We start from the raw sequence: 23,166 nt of genomic DNA, 5'->3' as shown, positions 1-23,166 counted from the left end.
GCTTCGCAAGGAAGCTGACTCATCAGTCCGGCGTGTTCCGCCGTGCTGGTAGGGGCGCATTATAGGGATGGCGCGCCCGCTGGCAAGGGAAGAATGACAAAAAGATGACAGAAAAGGTTCGTTCGCTGATAAATACAGCAAAACACTCATTTATCGAGCGTTTAACCCAAGGGACAGGCCGGTCAGGGGCAATCTGGCTCCACATGCATACATGGGGGAGCGGGTATCTTTGTTGCCCGCCATATCCATGATGATCGCGTTCACGCCTTCGGGTAACATAGCGCCCCTTTGTGATTCACACACTCTTGTTGGGCTTTGGAGAGTTTAATGCCTTTTGCACTTGGCCAGCGTTGGATTAGTGATACGGAAACGGATCTGGGGTTGGGAACAGTTGTGGCCGTCGAAGGGCGCATGGTGACCCTGCTGTTTCCGGCAACCGGTGAAAACCGCATGTATGCCAAAGAAGAGGCGCCGGTCACCCGGGTCAGTTTCAATGTAGGGGATCAGATTGCCAGCCATGAGGACTGGACCCTGACCGTCGACGAAGTGCAGGAAAAGGATGGCCTCCTTATATATGTAGGCACACGCACCGACAACGGTGAACCCGTGGCACTCAAGGAAGTGTTTCTCAACAATTTCATCAAGTTCAACAAGCCGCAGGAACGACTGTTCGCCGGTCAGATCGATCGGATGTCCCGCTTTACCCTGCGCTACGAAGCCCTGATCAATCAGCACAAGCGCCGTCGCAATCCGACTCGCGGTCTGGCCGGTGGCCGGGTCAGCCTGATCCCGCATCAGCTCTATATCGCCCATGAGGTGGGTCATCGTTATGCGCCCCGCGTCCTGCTGGCCGATGAGGTGGGTCTGGGCAAGACCATAGAAGCAGGCATGATCATCCATCAACAGCTGCTCTCCGGCCGCGCCCAGCGGGTGCTCATCCTGCTGCCCGAGACCCTGCAGCATCAGTGGCTGGTCGAGATGCTGCGCCGCTTCAACCTGCACTTCTCTCTGTTTGACGAGGAGCGCTGCATCGAGGCCTTCGCCGATGCGGAGAATCCTTTCGAGACCGAACAGCTGGTGATCTGCAGCCTCGACTTCCTGCGCAAGAAGCGCCGCCGCTTCGAACAGGTGCTGGAAGCCGAGTGGGATCTGCTGGTTGTCGACGAGGCCCACCACCTGGAGTGGAGCGTGGAGGCACCTAGCCGCGCCTATGAGATGGTGGAAGCCCTGGCCGAACAGGTGCCGGGTGTGTTGCTGCTGACAGCCACCCCGGATCAGCTGGGTCACCAGAGCCACTTCGCCCGCCTGCGTCTGCTCGATCCCGAGCGCTTCTACGACTACGACGCCTTCCTCGCCGAGGAGCAGGCCTATGGCCAGGTGGCCACGGCAGCCCAGGAACTGCTGGATGGCGAGACCCTGAGCGATGAGGCCAGGCAGATCCTCGCCAGCCAGCTGGATGGGCTGGACTTAAGCGATGCAGCCACCCGTCAGCAGGCAGTCGCCAAGCTGCTGGACCAGCACGGCACCGGCCGGGTGCTGTTTCGCAACAGCCGCGCCAATATCAAGGGCTTCCCCGAGCGTCACCTCAACGTCTATCCCATGCCGCTGCCGGAGCAGTACAAGACCGCCATCAAGGTGATGAGCATGATGGGAGGCAATGGGGGTGACCTGCAGTCACGTGCCCTGCGCTACCTCTATCCGGAGAAGATCTACCAGCAGTTCGAGGGCGATAGCGCCAGCTGGACCCAATTCGATCCCCGCATCGACTGGTTGCTGGAGCTGCTGCTCGGCGCACGCCAGCAGAAGGTGCTGGTGATCTGCTCGGAGGCGGCCACCGCCCTCGCCCTGGAAGAGGCACTGCGCACCCGCGAAGGGATCCGCGCCACCGTCTTCCATGAAGGCATGTCCATCCTGGAGCGGGATCAGGCGTCCGCCTATTTCGCACAGGCCGAGGGCGGCGCCCAGGTGCTGCTCTGCTCCGAAATCGGTTCCGAGGGGCGCAACTTCCAGTTTGCCAGCCACCTGGTGCTGTTCGATCTGCCCCTCAACCCGGATCTGCTGGAGCAGCGCATCGGTCGCCTGGACCGGATTGGCCAGCAGAGCACGGTCGAAATCCACGTCCCCTACCTGGCGGGCAGTGCCCAGCCTGCACTCCTGCGCTGGTACCATGACGGCCTGGATGCCTTCGAGCAGACCTGCCCCACGGCCCGCCCGGTATTCGAAGCGGTGCGGGATCAACTGTTCGAGCTGCTGGCCGCCAACAGCGGTGACACCGACGAACTCGACGCCTTGCTTGGCCGAACTCGCGAGCTGCACGAACCGCTCAAGGCGCGCCTCGAGCAGGGGCGCGATCGCCTGCTGGAAATCCACTCCAGCGGTGGCGACGCCGCCAGACAGCTGGTCGAGACACTGGCCGCCGAAGATGACGACACAGCCATGATCTCGTTCGCCCTCAAGATGTTCGACGAGATCGGCGTCAATCAGGATGACAGGGGCGAAAACGCCCTGGTGCTGACCCCGGGGGATCACATGCTGGTCTCCAGCTTCCCGGGCCTGCCCCAGGATGGCATGACGGTCACCTTCGACAGGGATACCGCCCTCTCCCGGGACGACATGTTCTTCCTTTCCTGGGATCACCCCATCATGCGGGGCGGCATAGATCTGATCCTGGGTTCCGAGATTGGGGCCACCTCGGTTGCCCTGCTCAAGAACAAGGCGCTGCCGGTGGGCTCCATCCTGCTGGAGCTGATCTTCGTGGCCGAGTCGGCGGCCCACCCCCAGCTCTACCGTTTCATGCCGCCAACCCCAATCCGCCTGCTGATGGACAAGAACGGTCAGAACCTGGGCGATAAGGTGGCATTCGATGCCTTCAACCGCCAGCTGACCCCGGTCAACCGTCATCTGGGCAGCAAACTGGTCACCGCATCCCAACCGGTGATCCATGGCCTTATCGGCAAGGGCCAGATCATCGCAGACACCCTGAAGGCCGCCATCGTCGACGAGGCCCGTGGCCAGATGGCGCAGACCCTGCAACACGATCTGGACCGGCTGGAGGCCCTCAAGGCCGTCAACCCGAACGTCCGTGACAGCGAACTCGACTATCTGCGCGACCTGCAAGCGGAGCTGCACCATCTGATCGATCAGACCCAGCTCAAGCTGGATGCAATCCGCTTTATCGTGGTGACCCATAACTGACGCGATACTGAAAAGGCATGATCTGAACCTGCTCAAGCTGGATGTCATGCCCTTTAAGATTGTGGTTACCCATAACTGATGGGGGCTTGCCCCCACCTTCTGATGCGAGACCTTTATGTTTGAATACTCACCGCCTCTGGAACCTTGGCTCGATATCCTGTTCAAGGACAAGGACATCATGGTGGTCAACAAGCCCACCGGCCTGCTGAGCGTCCCCGGGCGCGGTCCCGAGAATGAAGACAGTGTCCTGCACAGGGTGAAGCAGCAGCACCCCAAGGCGGCGGCGGCCCATCGCCTCGACATGTCCACCACCGGGGTACTGGTGATCCCGCTCAACCCCAATGCCCACCGGGAGCTGAGCCGGCAATTTCGCGAGCGGGAGACCGAGAAACACTACCTCGCCTGGGTCTGGGGCGAGCCGGCGGCGCAGTCCGGCGAGATTGACCTGCCTCTGTGCGTGGATTGGCCGAACCGGCCCAAGCAGAAGGTGGACTTCGAGGAGGGGCGCCATGCCCTGACCCTGTGGCAGACGCTGAAGGTGGAAAACGGCAACAGCCTGATCAAGCTGACCCCCATCACGGGTCGCTCACACCAGCTGCGGGTCCATATGCTGGAGCTGGGGCATCCCATCCTCGGGGACAACCTCTATGCCCACCCGCAGGCCCTGGCGGCGGCCCCCCATCTCTATCTCCATGCGGCCAGTCTGACCATCAGCCACCCCCGCAGCGGCGAGCTGATGACCTTCGAGGCCCAGGCCCCCTTCTCCTGCTGAGGCGCCTGCCAGAGCAGAGTCCCACATAAAGAAAAGCCTCGGTCGAAAGACCGAGGCTTTTTGTTGCTGGGCATCATACGTGGATATTGATGTTGCCACCCAGGGTGCTGCCTGCCGTGCTCTTGGGGGCGGGAGCGGACTGCGCTGCGCCCTGCAACAGGGCCAGGGCGGTTTGCCCCTCCTGCACCTGTTGCTTCTTCGCCAGGCTGGCGACCATCATGGCACTTCCATAAGATGCAGATGTAGAACCGGATATTTCCATTTGCATTCCTCCTGCCCTCAGGCTATCGGCCATGGCGACAGAAACATGAGCAGCAATCTCTCAACTGTTGCATGCCTTGCCGGGGGCCTTGCCTCCCAACCATCGCTCTTCCATCTCCAGCAGGGTCTGATAGGCCGCCTCGGCCTGGGCCGGACGGCTGAACAGGTAACCCTGACCATAGAGATGAATATCGGTGAGGCTGCGCAACACATCGAGCTGGGCCTGGGTTTCTATCCCCTCGCACACCAGCGTCTTGCCCAGCATGGAGCCGAGTCGACAGATGTTGGCCACCAGTTCGGTCGCCTCCGTGGAGCTGTCGATCCCCTGGATGAAGGAGCGGTCGATCTTCACCTTGCTCACCGGCAGCTTCTGCAGATAGCTGAGGGAGGAGTAGCCGGTGCCAAAATCGTCAAGGGCCAGCTGCACCCCCTGCTGATCCAGGTCCTGCATCAGTTGCAGCGAGTTCTTCACCTCGTTCATCGTCGTGTCCTCCGTCACCTCCAATACCAGGTGGGCGGCGGAAATATGATGATCCATCAAGGCTTTGGCGACCAGCTTCAGCAGGCTGCGCTGGTACATGCCGGGGGAGATGTTGACGCACATCTGCAGATCGACCAGCCCCAGCTGCTGCCACTGATAGAGCTGGGCACAGGCACTGTTGAGCACCCAGCCCCCCAGCTTCTCGGCCAGCTGGAACTCTTCGGCCACCTGGATCACCTCGTTGGGGGGAATGAAGCCCAGTTCGGGGTGGCGCCAGCGCAGCAGGGCTTCGACCGCCTCGCAACGCCCCGTCTCCAGATTGACGATGGGCTGGTAGTAGAGCTCGAGGGCATTGCGCTCGAGGGCCACCACCATGTCGGAAGCCAGATGCTTGCGCCTTGCCGTCTCGTTTTGCAGTGACTTGTCGTAGATGACATAGGGGACATGGGTCTTGCGGCTGTGGAAGAGGGCCTGCTCGGCCCGGCTCAGCAGATCCTGGGTCTCTTCGCTGTCCATCGGGAAGAAGGCGATGCCGATCCCCACCTCCAGACGAAACGGGTAGTGATCCAGCAAGATATCCTGCTTGACCAGATGGAGCAGGCGGGAGACCAGCTCGCGCACCTGCTTGAGGTCGCTGCTGCCTCGCTGGATGATAGCGAATTGATCCCCCACCAGCCGCGCGGCCCATTCACTCTCGTTGCACAGCGATGCCAGCCGACGTGCCAGCTCTTGCAGCAAGAGATCGCCGATGTTGTAGCCAAACTTGCTGTTGATATCGCGAAACTCATTGATGTCGACCAGCACCAGGCCAAAGGGTTGATCCCGGCTGGCGCACTCCTCCATCTGCTCCAGCAGGGCAAGGCGATTGGAGAGTCCGGTCAGCGTATCGAGGCGAGCCTCCCGGTAATGACGCCGCCCTTCACGGATCAGCAGGATGCTGAGCATGATCACCGACAGCAGCAGACCACTCACCATGAAGAGCAAGGCATTGCGCAGGGTGCCGAAGTGCTGGTCATTGCCCGTGTAGACCTTGATGTTCTGCTGCATCACGGAGGCGAGAGAGTAGGAGAGCGGCTCTTGCAAGGGGGAGAGTCGCATCATGACGCGCTGGTAGTCACCGCTGCCGCGCTTGAGCTCCATGATCCGGGGTTCAAGCTCGCGGATGGTGCTCTCGATCAGCTGCACCAGACGCAGGGCCTTCTGCTTGTCCCGCAGGCTTTCGCGCAGCTGGCCGCTCAGCAGCACGGGGGTGCGGCTCCACAGGATGTCGTAACGCAGCATCAGGGTGTCATGGTCGATGCCGCCATAATGGTAGAGCTCGACCGAGTTGAGAAAACGTCCCAGCTCCAGTTGCAACTGCATCAAGGCCCAGGAGACATCGTAGGTGTACTTCTCCATGATCCGGGTCGCATTCTGGATCTGCACCAGGCAGTAGAGCGTGCTCCCGGTGAACGAGAGTATGGAGAGATAGAGAATGAGCAATATCGACCAACTCTTTCTTTTCACCCGCCCAGTCCCCTCGTCAGTTCTGGATATCGATGGCACTCAGTTGCCAGATCATCATGTCGGTGAAGGCAGACTGCTTGAGCTCCGGATATTGATCCAAGGGTAGGATAAACCAAAGCGGCCCCTTGTCACGTACCCGCATGGTGATGCCGTCGTCTTGCCAGGCCAGTATGGGCTCGTATTTCTGCACCCTCTCCCAATCGACCTTGATCTGAAAACTGTTGAGGGCAGTCAGGGTCAGGGTCTTGCCCCTGGCATTGAGCGCCGCCAGCAGATCCGCCACCTTGGGCCCCTTGTAGTGATGGGGTTTGTCGACCCAGGGGTTGCTGGTGACTATTTCGTGCTGTGGCAGGGACTGAATGAGGGCCAGATCCAGTGCGACCCTGCCCTCTTGCCCGTGCTCGGCATTGACGTTGCCGGTCACGGTCAGGATGACGGGCCCCTTGGGCGCCTCCATGGCCATGGCCGGGTTCATGAGGCCGGTAAGCAGGGCGAAAACAGCGAGTTTCATCATAGATACACCAATGATTTTATTATCAATACAACCAGTTTAACCGCAGTAAAAAAAAACGGCCCGCCAATGCGAGCCGTTTGATGGCAAGGTGCGATTACATCATGCCGCCCATGCCACCCATGCCGCCCATATCCGGCATGGCAGGGGCATCTTTCTTCGGCAGTTCGGTGACCATGCACTCTGTGGTGATCATCAGACCGGCGATGGAAGAGGCGAACTGCAGCGCGGAGCGGGTGACCTTGGTTGGATCCAGGATACCCATGGCCAGCATGTCGCCATACTGCTCGCTGTAAGCGTTGTAGCCGTAGTTGCCTTCACCGTTCTTCACGGCATTGGCAATGACGGAGGCCTCTTCACCGGCGTTGATGACGATCTGACGCAGCGGTGCTTCCATGGCGCGCAGGGCAACCTTGATACCCACGTTCTGATCTTCGTTGTCGCCACGCAGGCCAGCCAGTTTGGCGGCTACGCGCACCAGGGCGACACCACCACCGGCCACCACGCCTTCTTCCACAGCGGCGCGAGTGGCGTGCAGGGCATCGTCGACGCGGGCTTTCTTCTCTTTCATCTCGACTTCGGTGGCAGCACCTACCTTGATCACGGCAACACCGCCGGCCAGCTTGGCCACGCGCTCTTGCAGCTTCTCGCGATCGTAATCGGAGGAGGTCTCCTCGATCTGTTGACGGATCTGAGCCACACGGCTCTCGATCAGGGCTGCATCACCCACGCCATCGATGATGGTGGTGTTCTCTTTGGTGATGACGATGCGCTTGGCACGGCCCAGATCTTCCAGTGCCGCCTTCTCCAGCTCCATGCCCACCTCTTCGGAGATCACGGTACCACCGGTCAGAATGGCGATATCTTGCAGCATGGCCTTGCGACGGTCGCCAAAACCAGGCGCCTTGACGGCAGCCACTTTGACGATACCACGCATGGTGTTGACCACCAGGGTCGCCAGGGCTTCGCCTTCCACGTCTTCGGCGACGATCAGCAGGGGTTTGCCCGCCTTGGCCACACCTTCCAGCACCGGCAGCATTTCGCGGATGTTGGAGACTTTCTTGTCCACCAGCAGGATGAAGGGATCATCCAGCTCGACGGCGCCGGTTTCCGGCTTGTTGACGAAATAGGGGGAGAGGTAGCCACGGTCGAACTGCATGCCTTCCACCACGGCCAGCTCGTCTTCCAGGCCCTGACCGTCTTCGACAGTGATGACGCCATCACGGCCGACCTTGTCCATGGCTTCGGCAATCAGCTTGCCCACTTTCTCGTCGGAGTTGGCGGAGATGGTACCCACCTGGGCGATGGCATTGCTGTCGGCGCAGGGCTGGGACAGGGTCTGCAGCTCGGCAACGGCGGCCACCACGGCCTTGTCGATACCACGCTTCAGATCCATGGGGTTCATGCCGGCGGCAACGGCCTTCAGGCCTTCGTTGACGATGGCCTGAGCCAGCACGGTGGCGGTGGTGGTGCCGTCACCGGCGGCGTCGTTGGCCTTGGAAGCGACTTCCTTGACCATCTGGGCGCCCATGTTCTGGAACTTGTCTTCCAGTTCGATTTCACGGGCGACGGAGACGCCATCCTTGGTGATGGTCGGAGCACCGAAGGACTTGTCCAGTACCACGTTGCGGCCTTTGGGGCCCAGGGTCACCTTGACGGCATCGGCCAGGATGTTGACGCCTTCGAGCATTTTGATGCGGGCTTCGTTGCCAAACTTAACTTCTTTAGCTGCCATGATTCTTGAATCCTTTAATCAATTCGGGGGAAGGAAAAATTAGGCTTCGACGATCGCCAGGATGTCGGTCTCGGACAGGATCAACACGTCCTGGCCGTCCAGCTTCTCGGTCTTGACGCCGTAACCTTCGTTGAAGATCACCTGGTCGCCGACCTTGACTGCGAGGGCTTTCACTTCGCCATTATCCAGAATTCGACCAGTCCCCACGGCCAGAACTTCACCACGGGTGGACTTCTGAGCCGCAGTACCAGTCAGGACGATACCGCCGGCGGATTTGGCTTCAGCCTCGATGCGCTTGATGATGACGCGGTCGTGCAGTGGACGAATTTTCATCGATAACTCTCCCAAAATGAGTCACTTTGTTACTTGAGGAATGGCCATTCCTGGCCAAATTGCATATGTCCCAGATGTGGGGCACTTATTCCTCCCCTTCAAGGGCGGATACAAAAAAAAATTTTTCACGTACTATGAACGCCTTCGATGGATCGCCGTGCCCCGTCATGGACCCAGGTTTGTCCCAGTGCAAACCAGACCTCAGTCCCCAGCCGTTAAGAGACGCGCCCTTGACCCGACCCAACCCCATGCTGACCGCCCCCATGCCTGCCGTTCTGCTACGTATGACTGGTCCCATGATCCTCGGCATCGTCGCCATCCTGGCCTTCAACCTGATCGACACCTTCTTCATCGGCATGCTGGGCACCCAGGCGCTTGCCGCCATCAGCTTCACCTTCCCGGTCACCTTCGTGGTCACCTCCCTGGCCATGGGGCTGGGGGCCGGGCTCAGTGCCGTGATCGGCCACACCCTGGGTCAGGGCAAGCACGAAGAGGCGGCCCACCTCACCACGGACAGCCTGTTTCTCGCCGTGGTACTGGTCTGCGCCCTCGCCCTGCTGGGCGCCCTCACCATCAACCCCCTGTTTCGTCTGCTGGGGGCGGGAGAGGCCCTGATCGCCCTCATCCACGACTACATGCTGATCTGGTACCTGACGGTACCCATGCTGGTGCTGCCCATGGTGGGCAATGCCGCCATTCGCGCCACCGGGGACACCAAGACCCCGAGCCTGGTGATGGCGGTGGCGGGGCTGGTCAACGGGGTGCTGGATCCCCTGCTCATCTTCGGCATAGGTCCCTTCCCCGAATGGGGCATTCGCGGGGCGGCCATCGCCACCTCCCTCTCCTGGCTGATGGCCATGCTGGTCAGCCTCTACATACTGCGTCATCGGGAGGGCCTGCTGCGCTGGCGCCTCTCGCCCCGTCGCGCCCTGCTGGCCCACTGGCGCGCCCTGCTCCATGTGGCCGTGCCCGCCTCCTTCACCAACATGCTCAACCCCCTGGCCAACGCCGTGTTGATGGCCATCTTCGCCGGGCTCGGCACCGAGGTGGTGGCCGCCTACGGGGCGGCGTCCCGGGTCGAGGCTCTGCTGCTCATCGTCATGATGGCCCTCTCCTCGGTGCTGGCGCCCTTCGTGTCCCAGAACTGCGGCGCGAGCAATCCGGCCAGGGCCAGGGCGGCGCTGCTGCTCTGCATGCGCTTCGCCCTGCTGTTCCAGCTCGTCATCTATGCCCTGACCTGGCTGCTCGCCCCTCTGATCGCCACCCTGTTCAGCGACCACCCCAAGGTGGTGCGCCTCATCGTCCTCTACCTGCATCTGGTGCCCATCGGCTACGGCTTTCAGGGCATGGTGATGCTGCTGGCCTCCTCCCTCAACGGGGTGCGAGCCTCCAGCATCTCTTTCCTGTTCAATGGCATGAGACTATTTGTGTTCTTGCTGCCCGGGGCCTGGCTCGGCGCCCGGCTGGGCGGGGAAGAGGGGGTCTATCTGGGCATACTGATCGCCAATCTGGCGGCAGGGGGTCTGGCCTGGTTCTATGCCCACCACCACTTCGAGCGGCTCTGCCGCCGCTAAGGCTGGGGGAGCGCGAAGCCATATGACCAACGGGGCCGCTGTCGCGGCCCCGTTGTGTTTCATCCTGTCCCTGCCGGGTCAAACGTGCCCGTCGGCGCGAGGATCACTCCTTGCGCTCGAACTCCCCTTCTATGGTGGTGCCGGGACGATCGTGCAGGGTGGGCTCAGGGGAGGATCCAAAACCCTCCTGGGGTGGGAAGCCCCCCATGGCCCCCTGCACCCTGACCCCCTTGACCAGCCGATCGGCCAGTCGGCCCCGCAACGGCGGCAACAGCAGCAGCAACCCCAGCAGATCGGTGACGAAACCCGGGACGATCAGCAGCAGCCCCGCCAGAGCGAGCAGCATGCCCCCCAGCAGTTCGCGAGCCGGCATCTCCCCCAGCTGCATCCGCTGCTGGGCCTCCAGCAGGGTCTTGAGCCCCTGTTGTCTTACCAGGGCGCTGCCCACCATGGCGGTCAGCACTATGAGTACCACGGTCGGCAGGGCGCCGATCACGGTCCCCACCTGGATCATGACGGTCAGCTCCAGCAGGGAGAGACCGATAAACAGCAGAAACAACTTACCCATGTTGACCTCGGTGCGACTTGATAGAGATAGGCCAGTCCACACTGGCGCTCGCCTTCTCCACCCTGTGCGGGTCAAAGAAATGGCATTCCTGTTCCATAGATGGGGTGGCTCGGCGCATTTTCAAGTCAAAGCGCGATCCCTTCGTGATTTCAGGGAAATTTTCTGCCGTCATGGCTGGGCGTAAGTGCCCTGTTCTGTCACAGTAAATGGGGCAATTGCAACATCAGTTTAATGGGCGCAAAAAATTTGAGAATCCTTCAAATTTAGTGATCTGCGTCTAGTTAGATTTACCCCCAATGGGGTAAGGTTGCCGACAGTAATCGGGGGAGCCATTCCCCTACCGCCCCACTCGATGTGTGGTGCTTCAGGATGAAATGTGCGCAAGGAACTCGCGACCACTCGGTGAGGATCATTTTCCATTTATCTGATTTCTGAGGCATGACAATGAGCGACATCAAAAGCGTCCGCATTGAAGAAGATCTGCTGGGCACCAAAGAAGTGTCCAATGAACTCTACTATGGCGTCCACACCCTGCGGGCGGTCGAGAACTTCAAGCTGAGCACTCAGAAAATTTCTGACGTCCCCGAGTTCGTCCGTGGCATGGTGCTGACCAAGAAGGCGGCCGCGCTGGCCAACGGCGAGCTGGGTACCATACGTCCTGAAATCGCAGACAAGATTGTCGAAGCCTGCGACCTCATGCTCAACACCGGCAAGTGCTTCGATCAGTTCCCGATCGACGTCTACCAGGGCGGCGCCGGTACCTCGGTCAACATGAACACCAACGAAGTGCTAGCCAACATCGCCCTCGAAATCATGGGGATGGAGAAGGGCCGCTACGACGTCATCAACCCCAACGACCACGTCAACAAGTGCCAGTCCACCAACGATGCCTACCCCACCGGTTTTCGCGTCGCCGTGGTCAACAGCACGGACACCACCCTGGATGCCCTGGAAGATCTGATCACCGCCTTCGATGCCAAGGCCAAGGAGTTCAGCGGCGTGCTCAAGATGGGCCGTACCCAGCTGCAAGACGCCGTGCCCATGACGCTGGGCCAGGAGTTCCACGCCTTCGCCGTCACCCTGCGTGAAGAGATCAAGTCCATCAAGCGCTGCCAGGAGCTGCTGCTGGAGGTGAACCTGGGGGCGACCGCCATCGGTACCGGCCTCAACACCCCGCCCGAGTACTCCGCCCTGGCCATCCAGCGCCTGGCCGAGATCACCGGTCGTGCCTATGTGCCCGCCGAGGATCTGATCGAGGCGACCTCCGACTGCGGCGCCTATGTGATGCTGCACGGCGCCGTCAAGCGTCTGGCCATGAAGCTCTCCAAGATCTGCAACGACCTGCGTCTGCTCTCCTCCGGCCCGCGCACCGCGCTCAAGGAGATCAACCTGCCGGAGATGCAGGCGGGTTCTTCCATCATGCCGGCCAAGGTCAACCCGGTCATCCCGGAAGTGGTCAACCAGGCCTGCTTCAAGGTATTCGGCAACGACGTCACCATCACCTTCGCCGCCGAGGCGGGTCAGCTGCAGCTGAACGTGATGGAGCCCGTGATTGGTCAGGCCATGTTCGAATCCCTGAGTCTGATGAAGAATGCCTGCGTCTCCCTGCGCGAGAAGTGCGTGGAAGGCATCACCGCCAACCCGGAGATCTGCATGAACCACGTGCTCAACTCCATCGGCATCGTCACCTACCTCAACCCCTTCATCGGTCACCACGAAGGGGATATCGTCGGCAAGATCTGTGCCCAGACCGGCAAGAACGTCCGTGAAGTCGTGCTCGAGCGCGGTTTGCTGACCCCGGAACAGCTCGACGAGATCCTCTCCATCGACAACCTGATGAACCCGCAATACAAGGCCAAACGCTTCCAGCGCGGCGTCACCGCATAAGCGAGTCAGGGCCGGGATACTCCCGGCCCTGAAAGTCATTTCCCGAGCGGCCGGTTCACCCGGCCCATCAGGAAATGGCTTTGTGCCAGACCCCATTTTCAAAACTAAAAAATAATGGAGTGTTCACTATGATTGGAATCGAGTTGGCCGTCGTGCTCGGCGCTATCTATCTGGGGGCCCGGATAGGCAGCATAGGCATCGGCTTCGCCGGTGGCCTGGGGGTACTGGTGCTGACCTGGGGGCTGGGCATGCAGATCCCGGGTGATCAACTGGTCAGTTACATCCCCTGGGACGTGATCATGATCATCGCGTCCGTCATCTGCGCCATCGCCTGCATGCAGCTGGCCGGCGGCATGGACTACCTGGTCTCCCTGGCCGAGAAGGCACTGCGCAAGAATCCCAAGCACATCACCTTCGCCGCCCCGGTCGTCACCTACCTGATGACCATGCTGGCCGGGACAGGTCACACCGCCTTCTCCACCCTGCCGGTGATCGCCGAGGTGGCCAAGGAGCAGGGCATTCGCCCGTCCCGTCCGCTCTCCATCGCCGTGATTGCCTCCCAGATCGCCATCACCGCCTCCCCCATCTCCGCGGCCGTGGTGGCCTTCTCCGGCATGCTGGAACCGTTTGGCGTCGACTACCTGACCCTGCTGGCCATCTGCATCCCCTCCAGCTTCCTGGCCTGCATCCTGGGCGCCTTCGTGGCGAACCTGATGGGCAAGCCCCTGGAGCAGGATGAGGTCTATCTGGAGCGTAAAGCGAAAGGCCTGATCAAGTTGCGCGGCACCAGCCAGATCGAGCTAAAACCCTATGCCAAGCTGTCTGTGGGCATCTTCGTCGCCGCCATCGTCGCCGTCATGGCCTATGCCACCGCCATCTCCGGCAACGTAGGCCTGATTGCCCACCCGCCCATCCCCCGCGATGGCGCCATCATGGGCATCATGCTCGCCGCCGCCACCATCATGACCCTGGTGTGCAAGCTGGACGCCACCCAGGTGACCAACATGCCCACCTTCAAGTCCGGCATGTCCGCCTGCATCTGCGTGCTGGGGGTGGCCTGGCTCGGCAACGTCTTCGTGAAGGGCAACATGGACACCATACAGATGGTCGCCGGCGATCTGCTCAACAACTACAGCTGGCTGCTGGCCGTGGTGCTGTTCTTCTCCTCCATGCTGCTCTACTCCCAGGGTGCCACCACCAAGGCCCTGATGCCGGCCGCCCTGGCGCTGGGTGTCAGCCCGCTGACCGCGATTGCCTCCTTCGCCGCCGTGAGTGCCCTGTTCGTGCTGCCCACCTACCCGACCCTGCTGGCCGCGGTCGAGATGGACGACACCGGCTCCACCCGTATCGGCAAGGCGGTATTCAATCACCCCTTCTTCGTGCCGGGTGTCGCCACCATCGCCATGGCCGTGACCCTGGGCTTCTTCTTCGGCGGTCTCATGCTCTGACCCCGATCCCCTTTCGGTGATCAAGCGGCCTGCGGGCCGCTTTTTTTTTGTCGTACTGCGTCACAAAAACGGTGACCGTTCGGGCGAACAAGCCCCGGCTTCAGCTCCCATCAAGGTTCCCCCTCCTAGAATGGCCACATCGGAAAATACCGATCATTCAGGCTCCTGCGTGGACCTGGAGAGTACTTACCCCAGAGGAATAGACAATGAAAAAGAGCGCATTGACCCTGGCTGTTTCCAGCCTGATGCTGGCCGGTACCGCCCAGGCTGCCACCCTGTATGATCAAGATGGCACCAAGCTGGGCATCGGCGGCCGCGTACAAGGCATGTACTACGGCACCAGCAATGACGATCTGGAAGGCGACCAGAGCTACCTGCGTCTGCACGTCGCAGGGGAGACCCGCATCGATGACGAGGCCAAGGCATTCGCCTTCGCCGAATACAACCTGCCGACCTCGGGTTCCGACAACGACGAGCTGCGTTACGGCTACGTCGGTATCCAGCACGATCGCTTCGGTACTTTCAGCTACGGCCGTCAGGATGGTCTGTTCGCCAAGGCGGTCAACAACTATACCGACGTGCTGCCGGAGTGGGGGGGCGACGGCCTGGGCAAGGACACTGACGTGTTCGGCACCGGTCGCACCAACGGCCTGGCCCAGTATCTCTACACCTATCAGGGGCTGACCCTGGGTGCCCAGTTCACCGGCAAGAACGATCCCTGGAACGACAAGGACAGCAAGTGGATGAAGGGCTCCGACGAGGGCTACGCCCTGTCCGCCAACTACGACTTCGACATGGGTCTCTCGCTGGGTGCCGCCTACAACATGGCCACCAAGACCAGCGACCAGAAGGCACTCGCCGCCTTCGGTGGCGATGACGACGCCCAGCTGTATGGCGCCGGCATCAAGTACGCCTCGGGCAATCTCTACCTGGCGGCCAGCTATGCCCACGGTCAGGATCATGTCTTCGTCAGCAAGAACGGCCAGAGCGGATTTGCCGACAAGAGCGATGGCTATGAAGCCGTGGCCCAATACAGCGTCACACCCAAGTTCAAGCCGTCCGTCGCCTACCTGCGTACCGACGTGAAGGATAATCGCAGCGGCGCCAACATCGACGATACCCTGACCGAATACGTCAGTGTCGGTGCCTGGTACAACTTCACCGACAACTTCAACGCCTACGTCGATTACAAGATCAACCTGCTCGACGAAGACGGCAGCGATGGCTACAGCAAGCTGGGCCAGGTCTCAGACGACGTGGTCGGTGTCGCCCTGCAGTACAACTTCTGACACAGGATCGGCCCTCGCGCCGACACCCAGTCCCGAACCGGCCGCATCAGCGGCCGGTTCTTTTTGCCTCGCGGTCATGCCCGGAGCCGGGTCAGCTCAGGGCGGTGGGCGAAACAGTGCGCCAGCAGCAGCAGGGTCACCACGCCGACGGTGCCGAGCACCAGCCAGGGCAGCCAGGGCTGACCCTGAACGCTGGCATAGTCGTGCAGCGCGCCCCCACCCACATACCCCGTCATGCCCCCCAGGGCCAGGCCGAGTCGGCTGAAGCCCATGTAACTGCCCCGCGCACCGGGGTGGGCCAGCCGGGTCATCAGGGTCTCCCGGGCCGGCTCCACTATGATGATGCCGAGATAGAAGCAGGCCAGCAGCACGAAGATCGCCTCCAGGCTGGTGGCAAACGCCACCAGGCCTATGCCGGTGGTCATCAGCAAGATGCCCGCCAGCAGCCGGGTCTCAAGCCGGAAGTGACGCTCGCCGTAGCGGGCCAGGGGATAGAGCAGCGCCAGGGAGAGGGCCGCCTCCAGGCTGTACATCCAGCCTACCGCCGTGCTGCTGCCCGCCATCTGCTTGACCAGAATGGGGAAGATCAGCATCACCTGCACCCAGAGCGCATAGTAGCCGCTCAAGATCAGCACCAGTCGGCAGAACCCCTTGTCCGCCAGCACCCGGCCAAGCCCGGCCTTGATCGGCGTGGGACGCAGGGAGATCCTGTAGGCAGGCAGGATCAGCCAGTTGCACAGGGCGGCGCTGACGAAGAGCCCGGCGCCCAGCAGGCAGACATATTCGAAGTCGAAGTTGAGCAGCCAGCTGCCGAGCAGGGCGCCGAGCACGGCACCGGCACTCTCCAGCATCATCAGCAGCGAGATGTAACGCCCGCGCTGGTGGGGACGGGTGAACTTGATGACCAGGGCCGCCCGGGGCGGATCGAACAGGCAGCCCCCCAGGCCTGAGATGATGCAGGAGAGGATCAGGGCCAGACCGCTCTCGGCATAGGCCAGGCTGGCGAACCCCAGGGCCCGCAGCAGCATGCCGCCGACGATGAGCGGCCGCGCCCCGAAGCGATCCGCCAGGGAGCCACCAAAGATGCCGAGCCCCTGCTGGGTCAGCTGACGCAGGCCCAGGGCCAGCCCCACCACCCCGGCCGCCCAGCCAAGCTGATCGACGAACCTCAGGCTGATCATGGGCATCACCACGAAAAACCCCAGGATCACCAGCAAGGAATCCAATGCCAAAAACCAGCGTCCCAGCCGCCGTGCCCGCTCCACCATAGCCACCTCAGTCCCCAATTGATGCTGCTATTCTGCGAGGGGCAGAGATATAGTGGTAGCCGACAACTGGCTATATTTCATATTGGAAAATTTTATGGCTATGACGCTCGATGATCTGCAACTGCTGCTGGATGTGGTCAACCGGGGCAGCTTCAGCAAGGCGGCCGCGGTGAGGGGCTGGTCGCAACCCATGGTGAGCCAGCGTATCGCCGTGCTGGAGCAGGCTCTCGGCCAGCCGCTGTTTCGCCGCCACCGCCGTGGCGCCACCCCCACCGCGGCCTGCGAACAGTTTCTGCCGGCGGTCAATACCGCCCTCGCCACCCTGGCGGCCGGCCAGCTCGCCCTGCAGGGAACCCCCCTGCTGCCACGCATCCGCCTCTCCTGCCTCCCCTCCCTCACCACAGTGGTGTTCGGCCCCCTGTTGCTGGCCCTGGTGGACGAGAGCTTCGAGATCCGCTGCAGCACGGATCACTCGGGCATCATCATGCAGGAGCTGTTGACCGGGGAGACGGATGTCGGCTTCATCCTCAAGTGTCCCGCCATCGCCGGCATCCAGCTCGAGCTGCTCTACCGCTCCCCCATCATAGCGGTGGCCTGTGCCACCCACCCTCTGGCCGGCCGCCAGGGACTGACCCTGCAAGACATCGCCAACGAGCGCCTCGCCCCCCAGCAGTGGGGCACTGGCTGTGACGAGCTGCTGATCCAGCTGAGGCTGCTGCGCCAGGTGACCCGGCCCCTCCATGCCATCCAGCCCGCCAGCGCCGCCCGGGAGCTGGCCCTGGAGCACGGCTTCATCACCCTGATGCCCGCCCTGGCCATCGCCCGGGATCTGGAATTCGGCCGCCTGGTACAGCTGGATGTGACGGATCTGCCGCCGGATCACTGGGACGTCATGATGGCCTGGCGCGGCGGCAAGCGCCCCAACCCGGAGAAGGAGCGGGTACTCGAAGCCGCCCGCACCCTGGCCCGGCGCTGGGCGGGGGACCTTACATAAAAAAGCGCCGGACAAGTCCGGCGCTCTTCTTTATCCCGTTATCCCGTTCAGGCTCAGTAACTGGCCTTGAGGGTCACGCCGGAGAAGGCGCTGTAACCGCTCAGCTGCACATGCCAGGTCCCCGCCTTGGGGGCATTGAGGGTACAGGTCTCGCCATTGCCGCTCTTGTAGGGACGGCAGTCATAGCTGGTCACCGTGGGCGCCGCGCCGAACTTCACGTAGAGATCCGCATCCCCGCTGCCGCCGCTGCTGGTCACCACCAGCTGGCTTCTGCCGGCGGGCACCTCGACGGTGAAGTTCAGCTTGCCCCCCTTGGCGGCGGTGAGATTGTTCACCGGTACCCCGTTTTGCAGCACGCTGCCCGGCTGGGGCGTGGTGCCACCACAGCTGGCATTGACCCCGACCGCGCTGAAGGCGGCCGCCACGTCGCTCACGCTGTAACCGAGATCCGTGGCGGCCTTGGTCACCCCGCACGCTCCCTGATCGAAGCTGGTGTTGGGGCCCCAGTAGAGGCGGTTGGCCAGCACGAACACCTCGAACGCCTTGCGGGTATGCCAACCGCCTGTGTTGGCCAGCAGGTAGAAGGCGCGGTTGTAGACCCCTGAGCTATGGTGCACATCCATGCCGCTGCGATAATCGCTGGCATGGCCGATGGACTTGCCATCCCGGGTCGGATCCTCGAAGTAGCGCAAAGAGCCGTTGCCCTTGAAGATCTGGGCCCCCACCAACCAGTCATTGCTGCCCTTCATGTAGTTTTCCGCCGCCTCCCCGGCCATGTCCGAGAAGGCCTCGTTGATGCCGCCGGACTGGCCAGAGTAGACCAGCCCCGAGTTCTGCTCGGTGAAACCGTGGCTCACCTCGTGGGCGGCCACGTCCAGGCTCACCAGGGGATAGAAGGTGGTGGCGCCGTCGCCGAAGGTCATCTGGCTGCCGTCCCAGAAGGCGTTCTCGTAATTGCGGCTGTAGTGGACCCGCATCTTGAGCTTGAAGCTCAGCGGCGCCGTGTTGTACCAGTTGCGGTACATGTCGAACACCACGTTGCCGAAGTAGTGGGCATCGTTGAGGGGGGAGTAGGCGCCGTTGATCTCCTTGACCGTGTTCTCCGGGCAGGTGAACTGGTGGATGGAGCCCCCCGAGGTGCCATGGTTCATGTTGATGGTATCGACATTGGTGCTGCTCATGCGGCAGTTGGCATCGACCACCAGGGGGCCGAAGTCGGCACCGTAAAAATACTTCCCTGTCTTGGTGTTGCCCCCGGGACCACCGGCGTTCTGATGGTTGATCCCCTCCCAGCGCTTGAGCTCGACGCCGCTGTTGGCATCCACCATCACGAAGGGACGACTCGGCGTCTCGCTCGCCGCCAGCCAGGAGACCAAGTAGACCAGCCGGGCCTGGCCTGCCTCATCCTGCACCACGAACAGCTTGACCCGCTCGTTGCTGCCCTTGGCCCCGGCGCGGGCCTTGGCCGCCGCGTCGGCGGGGGAGAGGCTGGCTTTCGGGCTGCTCAGATCGCCCTCGATCTGGCGCAGCATCTGACCGGACAGCTTGCTGACCTGACCGCCGAGGGACTGCTCGGCCACCAGCACCTGACCCCAGACCGGGATCCCGTGCCAGGTCTGCTCATAGCGGACCCGCTGTTGACCATTGGGCAGGGTGACGGCCCGCACCTGGCGATACTCCCCCTCCCCTGCCAGTGCGCTCACTCCGGCCGCGCCACTCGGCGCCCCTTGCATGCCCGCGATCTGGGTGATGGTTACCTGCTCGGCCGCCAGGGCAATACCGCCCCAGCAGGCCAGCGCGACGGCCAAATAGACTCTGTTCATCTCAGCTTTCCTTAAAATCGATGATATGCCGGGCCACTCCCGGCGCTTCTAAGCTAGCGAGCGCCCGGCCGATTGCGCCCTGTCAAAACTGACAAGGCAGCACAAAGGGGTAGCAGGATCTGCTGATGAGCCTTCCTGGGGGCCATGAAGACGCCCGGCTCAGCATCTTGTGCCACTGGCGGAGAGTCCGGGGCCAAATGCCCCCCCATATTCGGCATCTCTGTCACAGGGGTCCCCCCTGTGCTGCGCCATACCGGTTCGCACACCGGCAGACGATGACGACCCCATGGCACTCCACGGGCCAATTGGCTACATTGGCACCACACAACCTGATGGCATGGATGGAGAGACCCTATGTTCACCTGGCAGCTGGATGACGAACTGGCGCTGATCTTCTTGCAGCCCGACATGGCGACCGAACTGTACGCCCTGTGTCGGCAGAACCGGGATTACCTCGCCCAGTGGCTGCCCTGGCCTCCCCTCATCCAGCGCCGCGACGACACGGCCACCTTCATCCGCCATGCCATCGAGGGTTTCGCCCGGGGCGAGTCCCTCACCACCGCCATCGAATACCAGGGAGACCTGGTCGGCATCATCAGCTACAACCAGATCGACCACAGCCTGGGCAAGGTGACCCTGGGCTACTGGCTGGCGGAACGCTGGCAGGGCAACGGCATCGTCACGCGCGCCTGCCGCGCCCTCATCCATCACGCCTTCGAGGAGATGGCCATGGAGAAGGTGGAGATCAGTGCCGCCCTCGACAACGAACCGAGCCGGGCCCTGTGCGAGCGGCTCGGCATGCGTCAGGAGGGAATGGTGCGCCGGGCCGAGCGGCTGGGGGACAGGGTGCTGGATCACGCCCTGTACGGCCTGCTGCGGGACGAATGGCTGCAACAGAGGGACGCCTGATGGCCCTGCCTCACCTGACGACGGCGCGCACCCGGCTCACCGTGCTGCCCCCCGAGCGGGCGGATCTGATGCTCGATTATTACCTGCGCAACCGCCAGCACCTGGCCCCCTGGGAGCCCAGGCGCGACCCCGAGTTCTACACCCTGGCCTGCTGGTTCACCCGACTGCGGGAGAGCTATGCCCAGTTCTTCGCAGGCCAGGCGGTCAACCTGGTGGCCCTCGATGGCAGCGGGGAGCGGGTGATCGCCACCTGCAACTTCACCAACATAGTCCATGGCATGTTCCAGGCCTGCCACCTGGGCTACTCGATCGATGAGGCCCATCAGGGCCAGGGGCTGATGCAGGAGGTGGTGCAGGGGGGAATCGGCTATCTGTTCGACGAGCTGGGACTGCACCGCATCATGGCCAGCCACATGCCGGCCAATCTGCGCAGCGCCGCCCTGCTGGCCCGGCTCGGCTTCGAGCGGGAGGGATATGCCCGCGACTACCTGATGATCAATGGCCGCTGGGAGGATCATGTGCTGACCGCCCTGCTCAATCCCGACTGGCGCGCCTCCTGAACCGGAGCCGCAATGAAAACGGGCCCGGGGATATCCCCGGGCCCGTCTCTCAAGACAGAGCCGGCTTAGTTGGCCTTGGCATCGCTCACGGCGGCTTCAACCTTGTCGGCGGCGTCGCTGGCGGCTTGTTCAACGGCAGCGCCCGCATCGGCGGCAGCCTGCTTGGTTGCTTCACCGGCTTCGGCGGCCTTGTCGGCAACCTGGTCAGCGGCCTGCTCAACGGTGGCGCTGGCTTCGCTGGCGGCTTGTTCTACTTTGGCAGCAACGTCAGCGGCAGGGGTCGCCGCTTCTTCTTTCTGACCACAGGCGGTCAACATCAGACCCAGGATACCGGCTACCAGTACTTTGTTCATGTGCATACCCTCAAGAAATTGGAGAGATGGCATCGTTGCCATCACAGGCATCTTGCCCCCTCTTCAATCTGGGATGAAAAAGGGAGTCAAGAGACGCGCAAAATATAACGCCAACCCCGGGCAATAGAAACGCGTATCACAATGATATTTTCTCACCCACTGGATAAATAAACCCGCTTAAATGCATTTTCTTGACACAAAAAACCAACAAAAAACGATTTTACGCACAATTTGCTCACTGTTCAGGCAACCCTCTCCTTCTTGTCGCCACTGAAGATCACGCCCCGCAGGGACCCGGTCTCAGACAGCTTCTGACCGGATGGGCGGTATCAGGGGCACAAACGAAGACGGGGGCCTGAGCCCCCGTCTTCTCGTCTTTAGCTCAGCCATTGACGCAAAGGCTGCGGCCACGGCGGGTCAGCAGCACCAGCAGAGGCGGCAGCAGCAGCCACATGTGCAGGGCCAGCTGAAAGACGGGGGCCTGGGCCCCCGTCTTCTCGTCTTTACCTCAGCCATTGACGCAGAGGCTGCGGCCACGGCGGGTCAGCAGCACCAGCAGAGGCGGCAGCAGCAACCACATGTGCAGGGCCAGCTGGTTGAGGGGGTCCGGCATCAGGGCCCCGGTGATCCCCACCAGGGCTCCGGCCCCGCTCATCTGGAACAGGCCCAGCAGGGCGGCGGCGGTGCCGGCGCAGTGACCGAAGGGGGCTAGTGCCATGCCGGCGGCGGCGCCCAGCACCATGGCAAACCCGATGCTGGAGAGAAACACAGGGCCCATCATGGCCAGGGGATGGGGAACATGTTGCACCAGGGTCAGCATCAGGGCCGACAGGCAGATCACCAGCAAGCCGAGACGCAGGGTGCGCCTGGGGCCAACCCTGGCGATGAAGCGTGGCGCCAGGAAGCAGGTGGCGATATTGAGGACGGCATTGGCGGTGAACCAGTGGCTGAAGCCGTTCATGTCCAACCCGAGCTTGACCATGAGTTGCACCGGCGCTGCCGTGACATAGGCCAGGATCACCGCCATCGCCAGCATGCAGAGGCTGGCATTGAACAGGAAGCTGGGGGAGCGCAGCACGGGGCTGTAACGCTGCCAGCTGATCAGGGATCCCTCGCTGCGGGTCTCCTCGGGACGGGTCTCAGGCATGCGCCACACCAGCCAGCAACCGACCAGGGCAGCATAACCCGCCATGAACCAGAAGTTCGCGGACCAGCCCGCCTGGGCAGTCAACCAGCCACCGAGCAGGGGAGCCAGCGCCGGGATGAAGCAGATGGCACCATTGAGATAGGAGATCATCTGGCCGCTCTTCTTGGGACCATAGCTGTCACGCACCACGGAGAAGGCGGCCACCGAGGTGGCGCACGCGCCGAAGCCTTGCAGCACCCGGGCCAGCATCAGCTCCCCCAGGCTGGCGGCAAAGCCGGCCCCCAGGGCGCTCAGGCCATAGAGCAGCACGCCGCACAGGGCGATGGGCTTGCGCCCGTAGCGATCGGCCAGCGGCCCCACCAGCAGCTGCCCCAGTCCCATGCTGAACAAGAACCAGGTGATGGTGCCCTGCATCAGGGTCACCTCGGCCCCCAGTTGCTCGGCCATCTGCGGGATGGCAGGCAGATAGATGTCGATGGCCAATGGGCTGAACAGCACCAAGAGCACGAGTAACAGGATCAGGGGCATGGCTTACCTCATACGGGCCTGGGG

General features: G+C 62.3%; 19 protein-coding genes. 9 read left to right on the top strand and 10 right to left on the bottom strand.

Annotated features, from left to right (window positions below):
- Positions 1-327 precede the first annotated feature (327 nt).
- Together rapA and rluA are read left to right on the top strand one after the other, a co-directional pair.
- Positions 328-3,195, top strand: a complete 2,868-nt coding sequence (gene rapA / locus ACEUCR_RS18720; protein WP_408791793.1) for an RNA polymerase-associated protein RapA — start codon at positions 328-330, stop codon at positions 3,193-3,195.
- 115 nt (positions 3,196-3,310) lie between these two features.
- Positions 3,311-3,967, top strand: coding sequence for a bifunctional tRNA pseudouridine(32) synthase/23S rRNA pseudouridine(746) synthase RluA (gene rluA, locus ACEUCR_RS18715; RefSeq protein WP_408791791.1), 657 nt, complete (start codon positions 3,311-3,313; stop codon positions 3,965-3,967).
- Positions 3,968-4,040: 73 nt separating this feature from the next.
- On the opposite strand, the gene ACEUCR_RS18710 is transcribed toward rluA, so the two are convergent.
- The 5 genes from ACEUCR_RS18710 to ACEUCR_RS18690 all read right to left on the bottom strand — a co-directional run bounded on the left by ACEUCR_RS18710 (position 4,041) and on the right by ACEUCR_RS18690 (position 8,794).
- Positions 4,041-4,187, bottom strand: a complete 147-nt coding sequence (locus tag ACEUCR_RS18710; RefSeq protein WP_244911325.1) for a hypothetical protein — start codon at positions 4,185-4,187, stop codon at positions 4,041-4,043.
- Between the two features lie 102 nt (positions 4,188-4,289).
- Positions 4,290-6,107: a putative bifunctional diguanylate cyclase/phosphodiesterase gene (locus ACEUCR_RS18705; RefSeq protein ID WP_244911329.1), complete on the bottom strand. Its 1,818-nt coding sequence runs from the start codon at positions 6,105-6,107 to the stop codon at positions 4,290-4,292.
- Between the two features lie 124 nt (positions 6,108-6,231).
- Positions 6,232-6,729 carry a molybdopterin-binding oxidoreductase gene (locus ACEUCR_RS18700; protein WP_408791789.1) on the bottom strand — a complete coding sequence of 166 codons (498 nt, stop codon included), beginning with the start codon at positions 6,727-6,729 and terminating at the stop codon, positions 6,232-6,234.
- 94 nt (positions 6,730-6,823) lie between these two features.
- Positions 6,824-8,461: a chaperonin GroEL gene (groL, locus tag ACEUCR_RS18695; protein ID WP_041995418.1), complete on the bottom strand. Its 1,638-nt coding sequence runs from the start codon at positions 8,459-8,461 to the stop codon at positions 6,824-6,826.
- A 39-nt stretch (positions 8,462-8,500) separates the two neighbouring features.
- Entirely contained in the window at positions 8,501-8,794 is a 294-nt protein-coding gene (locus ACEUCR_RS18690; protein WP_041995438.1) for a co-chaperone GroES, read from the bottom strand.
- 248 nt (positions 8,795-9,042) lie between these two features.
- On the opposite strand from ACEUCR_RS18690, the gene ACEUCR_RS18685 reads away from it, so the two are divergent.
- A complete protein-coding gene (locus ACEUCR_RS18685) occupies positions 9,043-10,368 on the top strand; it encodes an MATE family efflux transporter (RefSeq protein ID WP_244911330.1) in 1,326 nt (441 codons plus the stop codon).
- 103 nt (positions 10,369-10,471) lie between these two features.
- Here ACEUCR_RS18685 and ACEUCR_RS18680 read toward each other — a convergent pair whose 3' ends face one another.
- Positions 10,472-10,936, bottom strand: coding sequence for an FxsA family protein (locus ACEUCR_RS18680; RefSeq protein ID WP_111874666.1), 465 nt, complete (start codon positions 10,934-10,936; stop codon positions 10,472-10,474).
- A 444-nt stretch (positions 10,937-11,380) separates the two neighbouring features.
- On the opposite strand from ACEUCR_RS18680, the gene aspA reads away from it, so the two are divergent.
- From aspA to ACEUCR_RS18665, 3 genes are all read left to right on the top strand, one after another.
- Positions 11,381-12,823 carry an aspartate ammonia-lyase gene (gene aspA / locus ACEUCR_RS18675; RefSeq protein WP_041995412.1) on the top strand — a complete coding sequence of 481 codons (1,443 nt, stop codon included), beginning with the start codon at positions 11,381-11,383 and terminating at the stop codon, positions 12,821-12,823.
- A 128-nt stretch (positions 12,824-12,951) separates the two neighbouring features.
- Positions 12,952-14,271, top strand: a complete 1,320-nt coding sequence (locus tag ACEUCR_RS18670) for an anaerobic C4-dicarboxylate transporter (protein WP_392444310.1) — start codon at positions 12,952-12,954, stop codon at positions 14,269-14,271.
- A gap of 206 nt (positions 14,272-14,477) precedes the next feature.
- Positions 14,478-15,560, top strand: coding sequence for a porin (locus tag ACEUCR_RS18665; protein WP_408791788.1), 1,083 nt, complete (start codon positions 14,478-14,480; stop codon positions 15,558-15,560).
- A 74-nt stretch (positions 15,561-15,634) separates the two neighbouring features.
- Here the strand turns inward: ACEUCR_RS18665 and mdtH are convergent, their stop codons facing one another.
- Positions 15,635-16,828: a multidrug efflux MFS transporter MdtH gene (gene mdtH / locus ACEUCR_RS18660; protein ID WP_111874668.1), complete on the bottom strand. Its 1,194-nt coding sequence runs from the start codon at positions 16,826-16,828 to the stop codon at positions 15,635-15,637.
- A gap of 94 nt (positions 16,829-16,922) precedes the next feature.
- On the opposite strand from mdtH, the gene ACEUCR_RS18655 reads away from it, so the two are divergent.
- A complete protein-coding gene (locus tag ACEUCR_RS18655) occupies positions 16,923-17,822 on the top strand; it encodes a LysR family transcriptional regulator (RefSeq protein ID WP_041995403.1) in 900 nt (299 codons plus the stop codon).
- A gap of 53 nt (positions 17,823-17,875) precedes the next feature.
- On the opposite strand, the gene ACEUCR_RS18650 is transcribed toward ACEUCR_RS18655, so the two are convergent.
- Positions 17,876-19,645 carry a M4 family metallopeptidase gene (locus tag ACEUCR_RS18650; protein ID WP_408791786.1) on the bottom strand — a complete coding sequence of 590 codons (1,770 nt, stop codon included), beginning with the start codon at positions 19,643-19,645 and terminating at the stop codon, positions 17,876-17,878.
- Positions 19,646-19,999: 354 nt separating this feature from the next.
- Between ACEUCR_RS18650 and ACEUCR_RS18645 the strand changes: the two genes are divergently transcribed.
- Together ACEUCR_RS18645 and ACEUCR_RS18640 are read left to right on the top strand one after the other, a co-directional pair.
- The gene (locus tag ACEUCR_RS18645) at positions 20,000-20,554 is read left to right on the top strand and encodes a GNAT family N-acetyltransferase (protein ID WP_392444313.1); all 555 of its coding nucleotides are present in this window, start codon (positions 20,000-20,002) and stop codon (positions 20,552-20,554) included.
- On the top strand, positions 20,554-21,114 hold the full coding sequence (locus ACEUCR_RS18640) for a GNAT family N-acetyltransferase (protein ID WP_041995397.1): 561 nt from the start codon (positions 20,554-20,556) through the stop codon (positions 21,112-21,114). The genes ACEUCR_RS18645 and ACEUCR_RS18640 overlap by 1 nt, the downstream gene beginning before the upstream one ends.
- 65 nt (positions 21,115-21,179) lie before the next feature.
- Here the strand turns inward: ACEUCR_RS18640 and ACEUCR_RS18635 are convergent, their stop codons facing one another.
- On the bottom strand, positions 21,180-21,467 hold the full coding sequence (locus ACEUCR_RS18635) for a hypothetical protein (RefSeq protein WP_111874721.1): 288 nt from the start codon (positions 21,465-21,467) through the stop codon (positions 21,180-21,182).
- A gap of 508 nt (positions 21,468-21,975) precedes the next feature.
- Complete coding sequence (locus ACEUCR_RS18630) at positions 21,976-23,142, bottom strand: multidrug effflux MFS transporter (RefSeq protein ID WP_162625878.1); 1,167 nt, start codon at positions 23,140-23,142, stop codon at positions 21,976-21,978.
- Positions 23,143-23,166: the final 24 nt, after the last annotated feature.

Source organism: Aeromonas bivalvium (assembly GCF_046078285.1).
GTDB classification, from domain to species: Bacteria; Pseudomonadota; Gammaproteobacteria; order Enterobacterales; family Aeromonadaceae; genus Aeromonas; species Aeromonas bivalvium.
This window is presented reverse-complemented; position numbering and strand designations above follow the sequence as displayed.

Excerpts from the sequence above, each read along its gene's own strand:
- rapA (WP_408791793.1), top strand. The coding sequence starts at position 328 with ATGCCTTTTGCACTTGGCCAGCGTTGGATTAGTGATACGGAAACGGAT.
- rluA (WP_408791791.1), top strand. The coding sequence starts at position 3,311 with ATGTTTGAATACTCACCGCCTCTGGAACCTTGGCTCGATATCCTGTTC.
- ACEUCR_RS18710 (WP_244911325.1), bottom strand. The coding sequence starts at position 4,187 with ATGATGGTCGCCAGCCTGGCGAAGAAGCAACAGGTGCAGGAGGGGCAA.
- ACEUCR_RS18705 (WP_244911329.1), bottom strand. The coding sequence starts at position 6,107 with ATGGAGAAGTACACCTACGATGTCTCCTGGGCCTTGATGCAGTTGCAA.
- ACEUCR_RS18700 (WP_408791789.1), bottom strand. The coding sequence starts at position 6,729 with ATGATGAAACTCGCTGTTTTCGCCCTGCTTACCGGCCTCATGAACCCG.
- groL (WP_041995418.1), bottom strand. The coding sequence starts at position 8,461 with ATGGCAGCTAAAGAAGTTAAGTTTGGCAACGAAGCCCGCATCAAAATG.
- ACEUCR_RS18690 (WP_041995438.1), bottom strand. The coding sequence starts at position 8,794 with ATGAAAATTCGTCCACTGCACGACCGCGTCATCATCAAGCGCATCGAG.
- ACEUCR_RS18685 (WP_244911330.1), top strand. The coding sequence starts at position 9,043 with ATGCTGACCGCCCCCATGCCTGCCGTTCTGCTACGTATGACTGGTCCC.
- ACEUCR_RS18680 (WP_111874666.1), bottom strand. The coding sequence starts at position 10,936 with ATGGGTAAGTTGTTTCTGCTGTTTATCGGTCTCTCCCTGCTGGAGCTG.
- aspA (WP_041995412.1), top strand. The coding sequence starts at position 11,381 with ATGAGCGACATCAAAAGCGTCCGCATTGAAGAAGATCTGCTGGGCACC.
- ACEUCR_RS18670 (WP_392444310.1), top strand. The coding sequence starts at position 12,952 with ATGATTGGAATCGAGTTGGCCGTCGTGCTCGGCGCTATCTATCTGGGG.
- ACEUCR_RS18665 (WP_408791788.1), top strand. The coding sequence starts at position 14,478 with ATGAAAAAGAGCGCATTGACCCTGGCTGTTTCCAGCCTGATGCTGGCC.
- mdtH (WP_111874668.1), bottom strand. The coding sequence starts at position 16,828 with ATGGTGGAGCGGGCACGGCGGCTGGGACGCTGGTTTTTGGCATTGGAT.
- ACEUCR_RS18655 (WP_041995403.1), top strand. The coding sequence starts at position 16,923 with ATGGCTATGACGCTCGATGATCTGCAACTGCTGCTGGATGTGGTCAAC.
- ACEUCR_RS18650 (WP_408791786.1), bottom strand. The coding sequence starts at position 19,645 with ATGAACAGAGTCTATTTGGCCGTCGCGCTGGCCTGCTGGGGCGGTATT.
- ACEUCR_RS18645 (WP_392444313.1), top strand. The coding sequence starts at position 20,000 with ATGTTCACCTGGCAGCTGGATGACGAACTGGCGCTGATCTTCTTGCAG.
- ACEUCR_RS18640 (WP_041995397.1), top strand. The coding sequence starts at position 20,554 with ATGGCCCTGCCTCACCTGACGACGGCGCGCACCCGGCTCACCGTGCTG.
- ACEUCR_RS18635 (WP_111874721.1), bottom strand. The coding sequence starts at position 21,467 with ATGAACAAAGTACTGGTAGCCGGTATCCTGGGTCTGATGTTGACCGCC.
- ACEUCR_RS18630 (WP_162625878.1), bottom strand. The coding sequence starts at position 23,142 with ATGCCCCTGATCCTGTTACTCGTGCTCTTGGTGCTGTTCAGCCCATTG.